16 protein-coding genes are annotated in these 13875 nt (G+C 59.4%); 7 read left to right on the forward strand and 9 right to left on the reverse strand.

All coding sequences use genetic code 11. The annotated features are described in order from the left end of the window. Window positions 1-58 precede the first annotated feature (58 nt). The 3 genes from JWR14_RS05650 to JWR14_RS05660 all read left to right on the forward strand — a co-directional run bounded on the left by JWR14_RS05650 (window position 59) and on the right by JWR14_RS05660 (window position 1933). Window positions 59-655, forward strand: coding sequence for a nitroreductase (locus tag JWR14_RS05650; protein WP_299702796.1), 597 nt, complete (start codon window positions 59-61; stop codon window positions 653-655). Between the two features lie 173 nt (window positions 656-828). Beyond that, complete coding sequence (locus tag JWR14_RS05655) at window positions 829-1662, forward strand: hypothetical protein (RefSeq protein ID WP_299702799.1); 834 nt, start codon at window positions 829-831, stop codon at window positions 1660-1662. Window positions 1663-1750: 88 nt separating this feature from the next. Beyond that, a complete protein-coding gene (locus tag JWR14_RS05660) occupies window positions 1751-1933 on the forward strand; it encodes a CsbD family protein (RefSeq protein WP_299702802.1) in 183 nt (60 codons plus the stop codon). Between the two features lie 158 nt (window positions 1934-2091). On the opposite strand, the gene JWR14_RS05665 is transcribed toward JWR14_RS05660, so the two are convergent. From JWR14_RS05665 to JWR14_RS05680, 4 genes are read right to left on the reverse strand one after another with little or no spacing between them, the layout of a single operon-like run. Then, complete coding sequence (locus JWR14_RS05665) at window positions 2092-2847, reverse strand: ABC transporter permease (RefSeq protein WP_299702805.1); 756 nt, start codon at window positions 2845-2847, stop codon at window positions 2092-2094. After that, window positions 2844-3782 carry an ABC transporter ATP-binding protein gene (locus tag JWR14_RS05670; protein WP_299702808.1) on the reverse strand — a complete coding sequence of 313 codons (939 nt, stop codon included), beginning with the start codon at window positions 3780-3782 and terminating at the stop codon, window positions 2844-2846. The genes JWR14_RS05665 and JWR14_RS05670 overlap by 4 nt, the downstream gene beginning before the upstream one ends. A gap of 25 nt (window positions 3783-3807) precedes the next feature. After that, window positions 3808-5028 (reverse strand): ABC transporter permease, encoded by a 1221-nt coding sequence (locus JWR14_RS05675; RefSeq protein ID WP_299702811.1) that lies wholly within the window; start codon window positions 5026-5028, stop codon window positions 3808-3810. Next, window positions 5025-5900 carry an ABC transporter substrate-binding protein gene (locus JWR14_RS05680; protein ID WP_299702838.1) on the reverse strand — a complete coding sequence of 292 codons (876 nt, stop codon included), beginning with the start codon at window positions 5898-5900 and terminating at the stop codon, window positions 5025-5027. The genes JWR14_RS05675 and JWR14_RS05680 overlap by 4 nt, the downstream gene beginning before the upstream one ends. A gap of 355 nt (window positions 5901-6255) precedes the next feature. On the opposite strand from JWR14_RS05680, the gene JWR14_RS05685 reads away from it, so the two are divergent. Then, window positions 6256-6672 carry a MarR family winged helix-turn-helix transcriptional regulator gene (locus JWR14_RS05685; protein ID WP_299702814.1) on the forward strand — a complete coding sequence of 139 codons (417 nt, stop codon included), beginning with the start codon at window positions 6256-6258 and terminating at the stop codon, window positions 6670-6672. Between the two features lie 58 nt (window positions 6673-6730). Then, window positions 6731-7000, forward strand: a complete 270-nt coding sequence (locus JWR14_RS05690; protein WP_299702817.1) for a hypothetical protein — start codon at window positions 6731-6733, stop codon at window positions 6998-7000. Between the two features lie 53 nt (window positions 7001-7053). Here JWR14_RS05690 and JWR14_RS05695 read toward each other — a convergent pair whose 3' ends face one another. The 4 genes from JWR14_RS05695 to JWR14_RS05710 form a co-directional block, all read right to left on the reverse strand. Then, a complete protein-coding gene (locus tag JWR14_RS05695; protein WP_299702820.1) occupies window positions 7054-7488 on the reverse strand; it encodes a tautomerase family protein in 435 nt (144 codons plus the stop codon). 238 nt (window positions 7489-7726) lie between these two features. Beyond that, window positions 7727-8158, reverse strand: a complete 432-nt coding sequence (locus JWR14_RS05700; RefSeq protein WP_299702823.1) for a MarR family winged helix-turn-helix transcriptional regulator — start codon at window positions 8156-8158, stop codon at window positions 7727-7729. A gap of 384 nt (window positions 8159-8542) precedes the next feature. Further along, window positions 8543-8857: an H-NS histone family protein gene (locus JWR14_RS05705; protein WP_299702826.1), complete on the reverse strand. Its 315-nt coding sequence runs from the start codon at window positions 8855-8857 to the stop codon at window positions 8543-8545. A 711-nt stretch (window positions 8858-9568) separates the two neighbouring features. Then, window positions 9569-10423, reverse strand: a complete 855-nt coding sequence (locus tag JWR14_RS05710; protein WP_299702829.1) for a LysR family transcriptional regulator — start codon at window positions 10421-10423, stop codon at window positions 9569-9571. 111 nt (window positions 10424-10534) lie between these two features. On the opposite strand from JWR14_RS05710, the gene JWR14_RS05715 reads away from it, so the two are divergent. Then, window positions 10535-11521 carry a zinc-dependent alcohol dehydrogenase family protein gene (locus JWR14_RS05715; protein ID WP_299702832.1) on the forward strand — a complete coding sequence of 329 codons (987 nt, stop codon included), beginning with the start codon at window positions 10535-10537 and terminating at the stop codon, window positions 11519-11521. A 39-nt stretch (window positions 11522-11560) separates the two neighbouring features. Here the strand turns inward: JWR14_RS05715 and JWR14_RS05720 are convergent, their stop codons facing one another. Continuing rightward, window positions 11561-12448 (reverse strand): DMT family transporter, encoded by an 888-nt coding sequence (locus JWR14_RS05720; protein ID WP_299702840.1) that lies wholly within the window; start codon window positions 12446-12448, stop codon window positions 11561-11563. Between the two features lie 160 nt (window positions 12449-12608). Between JWR14_RS05720 and JWR14_RS05725 the strand changes: the two genes are divergently transcribed. Next, the coding region (locus JWR14_RS05725; protein ID WP_299702835.1) for a PLP-dependent aminotransferase family protein at window positions 12609-13875 on the forward strand (1267 nt) is incomplete at its 3' end.

A 13875-nucleotide genomic window follows, 5' to 3' on the forward strand; every position in this document is an offset into this window, starting at 1 on the left:
TTGCAATACGGCGGGTTTTTGGCGATCATGGATGCCTTGAGAAAGCCCGGACCACTCCATGGAAACGATGAACCCCGGCGTCGGTGCCGACGCTCTGAACGTGCTGATGACACGCCAGTCGCACTGGCCGCTGGCCGAACCCGCGCCCGACGATTCCCAGCTTCAGCAGATTTTCGATGCCGCCCTGCGCGCGCCCGATCACGGCGCGCTACGGCCGTGGCGCTTTGTGCTGATTCGCGGCGACGCGCGGCTGAAACTCGGTGAATTGCTGGTCGATCTCGCTTGCGCCCGGGCTCCCGGCGAGCCGCGTTCGGCGCATGAACACCGTGGCCGACGCGCGCTGGCCGCGCCCGTTGTGATAGCGCTCGTGGTGTCGCTGACGCGCGAGACGAAGGTGCCTGAAGTCGAGCAGGTGCTGTCCGTCGGGGCCGCGGCCATGAACATGCTGAACGCTATTCATGCGCTCGGTTTCGGTGGTTTCTGGGCGACCGGTCCGGATAGTTACGAGCCGCAAATGCACCGCGCGCTTGGGCTGGCCGAGCGTGATCGTCTGCTTGGATTTTTGTTTGTCGGCACGCCGCCCGACGGCGTGCGGGCGGTCGAGCGGCCGTCGAGCGGCCGCTATGTGACTGAATGGCTCGAAGCCTGCGCCTGAGCAATGGCCGACAGAATTGGTGCGACAAGGAACGGCGACATCCACGCCATTTTCGTTCGTGCTCCTATCCCTCATCAGCTTGAGAGGAACGTCCGGCAGTTCGCCGGGCCGGTCCGGCGTGGGCGAGTTTGGCCCGCCGGTGCATGCCCTCTCGCTCTGAAACGGTACTTACCATGCCCACGGGTCTACTGACCGAGCGCTCATTGACGCAGACATCGCGGCGGGATTTTATCGATGACTTCGATACACCGATCCGACCGCCCACCTATGAAACACAACCGCAATTCCTGCCGCTGCGCATGAACGAAACGCTTTCGCTCAATCCATGCACGCCGGCCCCTGGCGAGATCTTTGTGTTCCGGTTTCGCAGTCAATGGCAACGCGTGAGCGCGCAGGATTCGGCGCAATGGCTAACGCAGGACGAAACCCGGCGCGCGGCTTTACTGCCGAGTCCCGCGCTGCGCTACCGGTATATATCGAGCCGCGCGGTGTTGCGGCTGGCTGTGGCCCGGATGCTTGGATGCCAACCCGATGCGGTTGAGTTGCGTGATGACGCCCGGGGCCGGATGTTCGCGCAAGACGCCACCGGGGACGTGGTTTTGTGCGCCGATGTGGCTTATGCCGGTGTCTGGATCATGCTTGGCATTAGCGCGAGTTATCTGGGCTTGGGAACGTCACTGCCGTCGTACAAGATGGCATCCGACGATGATGCATCGCTGGCAGGTCGAGTGTCGGGTCAGATTTTGCCGCCGTCGGATGGTTTGCTTTTGAGCAAGCAGCGAGCGCGGGAAAATAGTTTGCTTAGCGCTGCGGGACATCGCTCGGCTATCGATCATTCAAGCCTTGCGTTAAGCGAATCCGTTTCGGCTTTGGCTAGCGTTTCCAAGGGCGAACCCTGGTGTGTGTTTGACCTGCCTATGCCGGGACAACTGTGCGCATCGGTATGCAGTTCAACACCGCTAAGCACCATTTTCGCCTTTGGATGGAGTAAGCGGAATGACGGTTGATTTTTGCTGGCGCGGGTGGACGGGACGTGTGGGGAGCTCAACGTACGTTTAGCACGTCGATAACGCAAGCTCTCTAAAGGAAAACGTCATGGACAAGAATCGGGTTGAAGGTGCAGCCAAGCAAGTGACCGGCTCCGTTAAGGAAGCGATCGGCAAGATCACAGGCAACCGGACGACGCAAGCTGAAGGCGCGGCCGAAAGAGTCGCTGGCAAGGTCCAGTCAAAGGTCGGTAAAGCAGCCGACGCCGTACGCGACATATTCAGGAAGTAACCCAGGAAGTAACTGGATAATGCGCACGCTAAAAGCCGACCGGCTCCGGTCGGCTTTTTTGCTTGGGGTTTAGCTGTCGAGCCTCATCTCAAGGAACCGCATCGGATCTCAGGCTCTAACGGTTCTGCGAGGGTCGACACTCCTGACCGCTCAAGTCCCTAAGCACCGCTCGCGGCAGCGTCCGGCACATGCCTTGAAGCCAACCGCCCCGCAATGCCCATCACGTCATAAATCAGCACGGCAAGCAATCCAACAATAGCGCCACCCTGCAAGATAAACGCCGTATTGGATGTCTGCAGGCCGGCAATGATGACATCGCCCAGCCCCTTCGCCGCCACGGTCGAACCAATGGTCGCCGTCCCCAGATTGATCACGACGGAAAGGCGCAGGCCCGCGAGAATCACCGGCAACGCGAGCGGCAATTCGACCGTGAACAACTGCCGCGTCGCACTCATGCCCATGCCCCGCGCCGCATCGATAGTCGTGGACGGAATTTCTTTCAGGCCCGTGATGGTGCTTTCGAAGATAGGCAGGAGACCGTAAAGAATCAATGCGACCAAGGTCGGCTTGACGCCAAACCCGACCACAGGCACCGCAAGCGCCAGCACGACCACCGGCGGAAACGTCTGCCCGATATTCACCACGCTGCGCGCAAGCGGCAGGAATTCCGCACCTGCCTCGCGCGTAACGAAAATCCCGGCAAGCAATGCAATCACCCCACCCACCAGACTGGCGCCCGCCACGATCGCAAGATGCGCAAGCGTGAGGTCAAGCAGGCTCGCCCGGTCATAGAGCGCCGGCGCGCCGTTTTCAGCCAGCGGCGCCAGCAACGGCTGGAACACGTGCGGTTTGAACAGCAGCAGGAACAGCACGGCAAGCGCGAACGTACGCGCTATCCAGGCAGCAAATTTCATGTCGACCTCTCGGCGCGCGCCAGGATCGATGCAAGCGAAATACGTCCCTGCACTGCACCGTCCGCCGATACAACCGGCAAGTTCCGCGCGCCGCGCCAAAGCAACTCGGACAGGGCATCGCGCAGACTCTGCGTGCCGGCAATCGGGTTGCCCTCGGCACCGCCGCTTTCAGCGATTTCACTAACAGGAATCAACGACAGCAACCGGAACGGCCGGTCGACGCCTGCCACCAGTCGCTCGACAAAACCCGGAGCAGGCCGCTGCAAGATCTCGGTGGGCGTAGCCGCCTGAAGCACACGGCCGCCGTCCATCACTACAATGCGATCGCCCAGATGCAACGCCTCTTCCATGTCGTGCGTAACGATCACGACCGTGATCCCCAAACGCCGCTGAAGCGCGAGCAAGTCTTCCTGCGCCTTGCCGCGAATGATGGGATCGAGTGCGCCGAACGGCTCGTCCATCAGCAGGATGGCAGGTTCCGCCGCCAGCGCCCGAGCCACGCCCACGCGCTGCTGCTGACCGCCTGAAAGCTGGTGTGGATAATTGTCGAGGTAAGCATCGGCGTCGAGATTGAAGAGCGCCAGCAACTCGCGCACACGCTGGTCGATCCTGGCCGTGCTCCACCCCAGCAAGCGCGGAACCGTCGCGATATTGCGCGCCACCGTCCAATGCGGAAACAAGCCATTACCCTGGATCACATAACCAATCCCGCGCCGCAAAGCTTCGGCCGACACGGTCGCGGTATCGCGTCCGTCGATGCGGATCGTGCCGCTCGTGGGCGCGATCAGGCGGTTGATCATGCGCAGGAGCGTGGACTTGCCGCTGCCCGACGTGCCGACAAACGCCGTGATCGTGCCACGTTCGATGGTAAGTGAGACGTCGTCGACCGCAACAATATTGCCGAAACGCCGGCTGAGTTTTTCGATTTCGATCATACGTGGCGTCCTTTAGTGGTGTCGCTTAGTGGCGTCTTTTAGCAAGCTCAGTCACGGCGTTGAACACGATTGCCGCAGCAAGACCAAGCGCGATGGTTGGCACGGCGCCGAGTAGGACGAGGTCTGTCGCCGCTTGCCCAAGACCCTGGAAGACAAAGGTCCCAAAGCCGCCCCCGCCGATCAGCGCGGCCACCGTCGTCAGGCCGATGTTCTGGACCAGTACGATCCGCACGCCCGTCAGGATGACAGGCAACGCAAGCGGCAGTTCAATCGCAAAGAGCCGTTGGCGCGGGGTCATGCCCATCGCCACCGCAGCTTCAACGCTCTCGCGCGGAAGCTGCGTAAATCCCACCACAACGCTTGCCGCGACCGGCAGCAGCGAATAAAGAAACAGCGCGATTCCAGCAGGCGCGACGCCGATACCACGAATGCCAAGCGCATCGAGCAGCGGGAAACGGGCAGCAAGAAGCCCTAGCGGAACCATCATCAAACCGTACATCGCGATACTCGGGATGGTCTGGACAATGTTGAGCACGGGTAACGTGAGGGCACGCAGCGCGGACCATTTTGCACACGCCACGCCGAGCGGCACGCCGATCAGGACCGCCGCTGCAACCGACCCCGTGACAAGTTCAACATGGCGGGCCGCTTCGAGCCAGAAGGTATCGGCGTGATTTGCGTACTCCTGCATGACCGACAGCCCGCTCCACAGTCCGCTGCTCAGGATGGCGGCTATTGCGGCTGCCGCCAGTGCCAGCGCAAGGAGGTGTTGCACCGGTCCGAACGAGAGCTTGGCAATAGCGTCGGTTACCAGCACCGAGAACGCGAAGAACAAAATCCAGAAACCACCGGCGGGCGACACGCGAGCCAACGGGTTATCCGCGCTGACGAGATGCGCGGGCACAAGGCCGAGCAGCACGCAGAGCGTCAGGAGCAGGACCACGCCGACCACGAACCGAAGCGTGGGGCGACTGCGCAGCAACGCGAACAGCGCTCCTGCGCCAAGCACCGCAAGAAACGCCCACGCCTGACCGGCTGCGAAGATGTCGGTCAATCCGAGACCTTTTCCCGACACGATCCGGTTCGTCCGGAACGTCACGAACGGTTCGAACACCAGCGCGAGCAAAGCCAGCGCTGCGATCAGCGAACCGACCTTGTCGATACGCAAGCGGCCCGCATTGTGCTGTGCAACGGCCGTGGCCTGTGTCTCATGAGGGCGTGCATCGGCCCTTGTGCCGGCAATCATTTAACGAATCCCTTCGATTTCAGATAGCTCGACGCTACCGTGGCCGCCGGTTCGCCGTTGACCTGGATGCGACTGTTCAACGTCTGCAGCGTCTTCAGGTCAAGACTGGCAAAGACTGGTTTGAGGTAGCCGGCAATCTCCGGGTGCGCTTTCAGCACGCTCTCGCGAATCAGCGGTGTGGGCGCGTAGACGGGTTGCACGCTCTTGTTGTCCTCGAGTACCACCAGGCCCGCGGCCGCTATGCCGCCATCCGTGCCGTAGACCATGGCTGCATTGACCTTGTCGGTTTGCTCGGCGGCCGCCTTGATCGTCGCCGATGTATCGCCGCCGGAGAGCACGAGAAGTTGTTCGGGCTTCAGCTTGAATGCGTAGATCTTTTCAAACGATGGCAGCGCGGCTGCGGTATTGACAAACTCTGCCGATGCCGCGAGCTTGACCTGACCGCCTGCGGACACCCACTTGCCGAAGTCTTCGAAGGTCTTGATCTTGTTCGCCTTCGCCACCGTTCCCAACAAGCCTACGGCCCAGGTGTTGTTAGCGGGCGCGGGCGTCAGCCAGACGATCTTGTTGGCGGCATAGTCGAGCTTGGCGGCTTCCTCATACCCCTTGGCCGCATTTTTCCAGAGCGGGTCATCGGCTTTGTTGAAGAAGAACGCGGCGTTGCCGGTGTATTCCGGATAGATGTCGATTTCACCTGTCGTGATGGCCTTGCGCACGATCGGCGTGGTCCCGAGGCCGATCTTGTCAGAGACCGCGATTCCATGTGACTTCAGCACCTGCGAAATGATGTTCCCAAGCAGATTGCCCTCGGTGTCGATCTTCGATGCCACGGTGACCGAGTCCGCTGCATAAGCGGTGGAAGCGGTGGACATGGTCAGAACGAGCGCGGCGGCGCCCCATGCCTTGAATGATTTTGCGATTCCCATGGGGAGGTGACCTCGGTTGAGTTTTAAAGGAAGCGGTCTTTTCGTCACTTGTCGACAGCTTGTTTGGCTGCTTAAGCCCAAACTCGACATATCGACCAGGTAGCAGTGAATCGGCTGCAATAGCTGAGGAGAGTAACGGCACGCGAAACCATCACAAACCAAGAAATCCCGATTTGCAAATAGGTATCGATGGAAATGCGGTGGAAATGCGTTTTCGGCATAAAACGCACGGGGCATACCCACCGGGACAACAAGCCTGCAATTAATTGCCTTGCTAACTACTTTGTGATTTAATGCGGTCATGTTCGATCACTGCCTTTACTTCAACTCGGCTGCCCTCGCCCGTCTCGTGGAGCGGGAGTGGACTGTTGTATACGCAGAATTCGGGCTAACACCACCCCAAGGATTTGTGCTTCGAGTCGTGCTGGCTACGCCCGGCTGCCTCAGCAGTCAGGTGGCCGACATCCTGGGCATAGCGCGACCCACCGCAACCAGACTGATCGACAGCCTCTGCGAAAAGCAACTCGTTGAACGCCGCCAAGCCAAGGAAGACGGCCGGGAATGGACGGTCCATCCCACTTCATCCGGTCTGGCGCTCGATCGGCCAATCAATAACGCCAGCGCCAAAATTGCACGAACCTTGCGCGCAAAGATCGGCCCGGATTTGTTCGAATCGGCGGTCACATCCATGCACGGCGTGAGGAAAGCTTTGGTGTAAGTCCAACGCTTTTTTAAGGTCAAATAGTTGTCTTGCTAATCATAATGGAGGCAAGGAAATGGATAGCGAGTTGCGGCGCATGGCCGTGGTTGAAAAGCGCGTGGGGTGGCGATGGTCGCCAGTACGCGCCGCCAGCGCGGTTATGGCAATCCTTGGACTGGCAGCGCTGCTGGTCGCGCTTGCCTGCTCTGTCTCAAGCAACCGCGCAAACAATGCACGATGCCTTCAGGCATTCGCAAACGATGAACATCGGAGTCTCGACGCTTTTTTCCAGGACCCGGCGCTGCAGGATTCGCTTGTGCAAGCGATCGATCAATGCTCGCGGTGAACGTCGACCGATCGTCGTCTTTGAAAGCGGCGCCGCGTGCAGCAGACGCATTTTCAAATGCTTTGCATGTGGTCACGGTCTTCGGCGGGCAGCGATGAGAGCCAGTTTTGTTCAGAACCCGGTTCCGGTAGCACATGGCCGTATTCGATCATCTGCGCCGGAGGCAGTTCGGATATATAGGCCCAGACGTACCGCTTGGCAACGGCTGTGGTTTTCGAAATCGCGTCGACAATGCCCTCAAGCAACTCACGCTTGCGCTCTGCGGTGCGACCGGCACGAATGTGTCCGTGTACGAAAATCTGTTCCGAACGAAGGGGACTTCCACCCACGAAATGATTGCCTTGCGGCACTTCGTTGAAAATCACCTGAGCGAAGAATGACTGCGCGCCGGTGGCCTGATTGTGAATCCGGGTGATGTCTTGTGCTATGCGTTGTTTTGCATCCGCAGAGAGGCGGCCGGTGGCAGCAGAAACAATATAGGTAGGCATATGGACCATCCTTGAGCAAGAAAAAAATGCCTTCGTTGCTGCGATTCATCTGCTGCATACGCAATTACTGTGCAACTGATGAGGATCAGCAACGTACAGTTGCAGCTACAACTAATTAGACAAATGCACCAGCGACGAGATAGTTGTAGCTACATCTTATTGCTGGCACTACGGGCCAGATACACGTGTTAACCCGATAGTCGATTCAACGAACCGTCAGTCGAAACTGACACAAGCGTCACACCTCTCGCCCCACACCCTGAAGCGTTTCGAGCGCTTCCAACAGCCGCTTGCTGGCTGGCCCCTTCATGAACTTTTGAACTTCGCTTTCAACCTGTTTCTGGGCGACCTGCCAGTGAGGCTCCGCACGTCGCAGCATTTTCAACCCCTCCTTGCTCAGAGTCGCGACCTTGAAACGGGCGTCTTCTTCACTGCCGACCTTGACCCAGCCGGCATCGATCAAGACCTTGAGGTTTCTCGAGATAGTGGTCTTATCCAGCGCCGCTTCCACCGCGATCTCAGTGAAGGTCGCCGATCCAAGGCGCTCGAGCGCGCGGAGAAGCGAGAACTGCGTAATTTTTAATCCGATCGGCCGAAGCGCGTCGTCGTAGACGCTTGTTAAAGCGTTTGCCGAGCGACGGAATTGTGTGCAGTAACAGTCCGTGAACATGACATTCCAGATTCGATTAGCGGCGAATATTCCCAAGCCGTTGCGATACCGCAGTTAAGCACCCTCTTGGCACGGGGAAAACGTCGTTGGCGCCAAAATAAGATGCATATGCAACTGCTTTAGTATAGCTCGCATCTCGCGTAGTGCGTCAATGCCAGATCACTGGAAGTGCTTCGTAGATCAGAACATGCGGCGCCCGACCCGCTCGTTTATAGACAACGGCATGGCGTCAGTTCGTCTTCAGTAGGGTCTTACGTAGCGTCTTAGGTGCCGCTCAAATTCTTTCACCCGATATCCGGGATCTTTCGAATCCCTCGAGCATCGCCTGGCTCGCGTCACTCAATCACATGCAATAGGGCCGATGCGCCGCGCAACGGTACCCGTTCAGGCATCTACCAGGAATTCGTCACGGTTTTTGTCGACGATCCAGTGGGGAGCCCGACCACGGCCAGACCAGGTCGCGCCACTCACCGCATCACGATATTTTGGTGCGCCCGTTGTAACGGCCACTGGTGCGCTTGTCTTGACCTGAGTGTTATGTCCCATCAGCTCGGCAAGCGAGATCTTATATTCGCCCATCTTTGCGACTATTTCAGCGAGGACGATTTCGGCCTGGCGTTGTCGGGCGACGTTCAATTGGTCCTGAAGCGCTTCGCGTTGCGCGAGCAATTCTTTAAGGGTGGGCATTTCCGTTTGCATTATAAAAAGTCGTTCTTTGAAGTTGTATGGGTGTTCGGCAGCGTATTGATCAACAAAGGCCAGCGCAGAAGGAATCGCGTTTTAATAGCGGCTTCGCGATTGTGTTTCAGCCAGCCGGCCCCCTGGCGAACAGATCAAGCCTGCCGGACCGATGGTTGCCGGATTAGCGGCATTCCAGGCTGCGAACTTTGTCGGAGTCTTCAGTCGCCGTGACGCCGCCACGACAACTGCCGTATCAGCCGACGATTCAAGAGGTGCTGCCTGCACGCAGGGGTTCCCCACGGGCCTCTTCACTGAAACAGCGGTAGTGTACGCGCATCACGCCGGGTCGACTCGGGAACAGCGAGGTTGCGGGTCAAGGGATACCAATACCACGCCCAGCCCAACTGATCCAGACATCGATATTAACGGCATCCTACACGCAGCGCCAGACAGCGCCAGACACTGAATCTGGTGAAACAATTCATTCGCCGCAAATTCCGACTCGTTAAGGAAACGGAATTCGGAAAGTGAATTCGCAAGTGTACGATCGTTCAGCTCGCGGAGTTTGCCGAGCGTAACGTATCGCCGGAGCGATACGCATGCGGCAGTATTCCGGGCCCATTTTCACGCTTCTAATCCACCTGGCCGCCTTAATCATCGATACGCAGGAAGCTTGATGAAAGCATGAGATCGCGGAATCAAACAGAAAAATAGAACGAACCAGCAGATTCACCTGTTCGCCAGGCGCTCTATGACCAGGTCAAGCAGCGCCCTCAGTCTCCCAAGCCGGCGCAGGTCGCGATGGTAGCCGAACCAGACGTCGCGACCCGGCGGGCCCCCTCCCAGATCGATGCGGTGTATGCCGGTCGTATTGTCGCCGAGCGCACAAGGGAGGACGGCTAGTCCGCCGCCCTCCGCGCACATCCTGGCTTGTGCACCGCGGTTGTTGCTGCCGAACGCAACGTGCGCTTTCGGCAGCAGGCGTTTAGCCCATTCGACGTCGGGCAGCGTTCCAAATGCGCTGTCCATGGTGACGAGGTTATACCCTTCGCCGTCGCCGGCCTGTGGCGGAACCATGTCGACTGGAGAATACAGCGCGTAGTCCATGTGCATGAACTTTCGCTGAATCACGTCGGGTTCGTCGAACTGCGTAATGCGAAACAGCAGATCCGCGTCTCGCCTTGCCAGATTAAATTGGCGGGAGTCGGTCACGAGCTCGATGCTTACGTATGGATTCGCCCTCAGGAATTCGGCGAAGAGTGGCGTCAGGACATGAATGCCAAACCAGTCCGACGATGAAACCCGCAGCACGCCCGTCAGATGCTGCTCCTTGCCGGCCAACGAGCGCTCGAACGCGAATGCGTCCTCCTCCATACGCTCCGCGTGCATCAGGACGGCTGCTCCTTCATCTGTCAGGACAAAGCCGTCTGTGGTGCGTTGAAAGAGGGTTTGGCCGACTGCTGATTCAAGGGCTCGCAGGCGGCGACCCATTGTCGGCTGTGTCTGACCGGTCTGTTTTGCGGCCGCGCCGAGCGAACCCGTGCGCGCAATCGCCAGGAAAATCCGAACGTCACCCCAGTCCATTTTGCCTCATGCATAAACGTTTGGTCGTCGTGCAATAACGTCGATTGTCGTAATTTCCCGCATGGACGAAGATGAATCAAGCAAATTCGCTCAATCGCCGGGAGAAACACCATGAACATGCAAGCGCTGGTTCTGAACCGCTATAACGGGCCGCTTGAACTGACAGAGCTCTCTCGCCCAAGCGTGGGACCCGGACAGGTGCTGGTCCGAATTAAAGCGAGCGGTTTGAATCCACTTGACACCAAGATTCGCGCCGGTAGCGCAGCGCATGCCAAGCATCCGCTGCCGCTGGTGCTGGGTATCGACATGGCGGGCGTGGTCGAAGCGGTCGGGCCGGGCGTTGCTCAGTTCAAGGTAAGTGATGAGGTGTACGGAATGACTGGCGGTGTTGGCGGCATTCAGGGTTCGCTCGCCCAGTTTGCAGCAGTCGATGCGCGTCTGATCGCGTTAAAGCCCTCTAACCTGTCGATGAAAGAGGCCGCCGCCCTGCCGCTGAGCTTCATCACGTCTTATCAGGGAATCGTGGACAGGGCGCGGCTTAAAGCGAGGCAAACTGTGCTTGTACAAGGCGGAGCAGGGGGTGTCGGACACGTGTCCGTGCAACTCGCGCAAGCGTTAGGCGCCCGCGTTTTTGCAACGGTGAGCAAGGGTGATGCCGAACTCATGGCGAGTTATGGCGCAACTGCTATCGACTATCGTGAATATTCAGTCGAACAATACGTTCAGGAACACACCGGTGGAGAAGGTTTTGACCTGGTGGCCGACACGGTTGGCGGTGCAACGCTGGACGCGTCGTTTTCAGCGGTCAAGCAATTCGGGCATGTGGTGAGCGCGCTCGGCTGGGGGACACACGCCCTTGCGCCGTTGTCATTCCGCGAAGCAACGTATTCGGGCATATTCACGCTCTCCACGCTGCTAACCGGCAAGCATCGTGAGCACCATGGGGAAATGCTGCAAGTAGCGACGCAACTGGTCGAAGCGGGAAAGGTCGTGCCCAGAGTGGATCCTCGCAGTTTCGACCTGGCTAGCGCGGACCTCGCTTATCAGGCAATTACAGCGGGAACCACCAAGGGGAAAGTAGTCGTCGACGCTCAATAGTGAATGAGGCCGCGCTCATCGCAGCCGCCGGAAAATGCCCTACCGCGATAACGCGACGTCCGCCGGTCGCGCGAACCGCTTGGCTCCAACCACGCATAGCACCACGGCCGTTGCAACGGCCACCATCGGCCAGCCGACTGGCTCATGCAACAAGGTCGCGGCAAGCACGAGTCCGAAGAACGGCTGCAGTAATTGCAACTGCCCCACTGCCGCAATACCGCCCTGAGCCAGCCCTCGGTACCAGAAGACAAAGCCGATCAACATGCTGAACAAAGACACATAGGCAAGGCCCATCCATGCCGATCCACCCACGTCGGCCCAGGTCGACGGCATGGTGATCAGCGCCAGCGGCGCCATGATAGGCAGCGACAACACCAGCGCCCACGAGATCACCTGCCAGCCGCCGAGCTTGCGCGAGAGCCGGCCGCCTTCGGCGTAACCCAGCCCGCAGACAATGATGGCCGCGAACATCAGCAGATCGCCGACAGGCGACGCCCCCGTTCCCCGGGCTAGCGCAAAACCGGCTACAAGCAACGCGCCGAAGCCGGAAAACAACCAGAACGCCGGGCGGGGATGTTCGCCTCCTCGCAGCACGCCGAAGATGGCGGTCGACAGCGGCAGCAATGCAACAAACACAACTGAATGAGCGGCGGTGATGTGCTTGAGCGCAAGGGCGGTCAGCAGCGGAAAGCCGATGACGACGCCGCACGCCACCACCGCGAGCGAGATCAGATCGCTTCGTTCGGGCCGCTTTTGCCGGAACACCAGCAAGAGCGCAAGTCCGAGCAAGCCCGCGATTCCCGCACGCGCGACCGTGAGGAAGACCGGGTCGAAGGCTGCGACCGCGACGCGTGTTGCGGGCAATGAGCCGCTGAAAATCAGCATCCCGAGAAAACCGTTCATCCATCCGCTTGCCGTCTTGTCCATCATGCTCCCCTATTTTCAGCTAGCAGTATCGGGCCGCAAAGCATGGATTTTCCAGAGACAGTGCACTACAGTTACGGAAAACTGTATGGGTTAAAAATCAGTACACATGGAAGACACCACTTTCTTGGGCACAGACGCCGGCACCCTGGTCGAGCGCGTCATGCAAACGCTCCGCCAACGGATTGCCGGCCGCACGCTGGCCCCAGGCGCCAAGGTTCCGTCCATCCGGGGCTTCGCCGAAACCTTGCAAGTCTCGAAGTCGACCGTGGTGGAAGCCTATGATCGCCTCGCTGCCGAAGGGGTCATCCAGTCGCGCCGCGGTTCGGGCTTTTACGTCGCTGGACACTTGCCGCCGCTGTCGCTTGCTGAATTGGGCCCGCGCCTCGATCGCGTTGTCGATCCGTTCTGGGTGTCACGACAATCGCTGGAGGCCGGCGCGAATGCGTTGAAACCCGGTTGCGGCTGGCTGCCTGCGTCATGGCTGCCGGAGGCGGGGCTGCGACGCGCATTGAGATCCGTCGCGCGCACCGACGCTGCCGTGCTGGCCGACTACGGCACATCCCTGGGGCTCCCGGCGCTGCGGCAATGGCTCGCCCGTCGCATGGCGGATCGCGGCATTGAAGCGGCGCCTGATCAGATCATCCTCACCGAATCCGGCACGCAAGCTATCGACCTGCTATGCCGCCTGCTGCTCGAACCGGGCGATACAGTACTCGTCGATGACCCCTGCTATTTCAATTTCCTAGCCTTGCTGCGTGCTCACCGGGCCAAGGTCATAAGCGTTCCGTATACGCCGGCAGGTCCCGATATTGACCTGTTCGCACAGGCGCTCGCGGAGCATCGGCCGCGCTTGTACATCACCAACTCGGCGCTTCATAACCCGACGGGCGCAACGCTCTCGCCGGTTGTTGCGCATCGGCTCCTGAAGTTCGCGGACCAGTCGGGCCTCACGATTATTGAAGACGATATCTTCGGCGACTTCGAGCACGAATCCGCTCCACGCCTGGCAGCGTTCGACGGCCTGGAACGAGTCGTCCATATCGGCAGCTTTTCCAAGAGCCTCTCGGCGTCAGTACGGTGCGGCTTTATCGCGGTGCGACGCGACTGGGTCGAGCAATTGATTGATCTAAAGATTGCCACCTCATTTGGCGGCGGACGTCTGTCAGGCGAACTCATCCTCGGCGTACTGAAAGACGGCACCTACAGAAAGCACATGGAGAGCTTACGAGAGCGTTTGTCCCGTTCGATGGGACAAACAGGCGCACGGCTGCAAGCACTGGGCATCGAACCATGGATCGAGCCGCGAGGCGGTATGTTTCTCTGGTGCAAGCTGCCCGAGGGACTGGATGCAACGGACGTTGCCCGCCGGGCGCTGGCCGAGAACGTGATCCTTGCGCCGGGCAATGCGTTTAGTGTCGCGCAATCCG

The organism is Caballeronia sp. (assembly GCF_028292365.1).
Classification (GTDB): Bacteria; Pseudomonadota; Gammaproteobacteria; order Burkholderiales; family Burkholderiaceae; genus Caballeronia.

Coding starts and splice junctions, on each gene's coding strand:
- JWR14_RS05650 (WP_299702796.1), top strand. CDS start 59: ATGGAAACGATGAACCCCGGCGTCGGTGCCGACGCTCTGAACGTGCTG.
- JWR14_RS05655 (WP_299702799.1), top strand. CDS start 829: ATGCCCACGGGTCTACTGACCGAGCGCTCATTGACGCAGACATCGCGG.
- JWR14_RS05660 (WP_299702802.1), top strand. CDS start 1,751: ATGGACAAGAATCGGGTTGAAGGTGCAGCCAAGCAAGTGACCGGCTCC.
- JWR14_RS05665 (WP_299702805.1), bottom strand. CDS start 2,847: ATGAAATTTGCTGCCTGGATAGCGCGTACGTTCGCGCTTGCCGTGCTG.
- JWR14_RS05670 (WP_299702808.1), bottom strand. CDS start 3,782: ATGATCGAAATCGAAAAACTCAGCCGGCGTTTCGGCAATATTGTTGCG.
- JWR14_RS05675 (WP_299702811.1), bottom strand. CDS start 5,028: ATGATTGCCGGCACAAGGGCCGATGCACGCCCTCATGAGACACAGGCC.
- JWR14_RS05680 (WP_299702838.1), bottom strand. CDS start 5,900: ATGTCCACCGCTTCCACCGCTTATGCAGCGGACTCGGTCACCGTGGCA.
- JWR14_RS05685 (WP_299702814.1), top strand. CDS start 6,256: ATGTTCGATCACTGCCTTTACTTCAACTCGGCTGCCCTCGCCCGTCTC.
- JWR14_RS05690 (WP_299702817.1), top strand. CDS start 6,731: ATGGATAGCGAGTTGCGGCGCATGGCCGTGGTTGAAAAGCGCGTGGGG.
- JWR14_RS05695 (WP_299702820.1), bottom strand. CDS start 7,488: ATGCCTACCTATATTGTTTCTGCTGCCACCGGCCGCCTCTCTGCGGAT.
- JWR14_RS05700 (WP_299702823.1), bottom strand. CDS start 8,158: ATGTTCACGGACTGTTACTGCACACAATTCCGTCGCTCGGCAAACGCT.
- JWR14_RS05705 (WP_299702826.1), bottom strand. CDS start 8,857: ATGCAAACGGAAATGCCCACCCTTAAAGAATTGCTCGCGCAACGCGAA.
- JWR14_RS05710 (WP_299702829.1), bottom strand. CDS start 10,423: ATGGACTGGGGTGACGTTCGGATTTTCCTGGCGATTGCGCGCACGGGT.
- JWR14_RS05715 (WP_299702832.1), top strand. CDS start 10,535: ATGAACATGCAAGCGCTGGTTCTGAACCGCTATAACGGGCCGCTTGAA.
- JWR14_RS05720 (WP_299702840.1), bottom strand. CDS start 12,448: ATGGACAAGACGGCAAGCGGATGGATGAACGGTTTTCTCGGGATGCTG.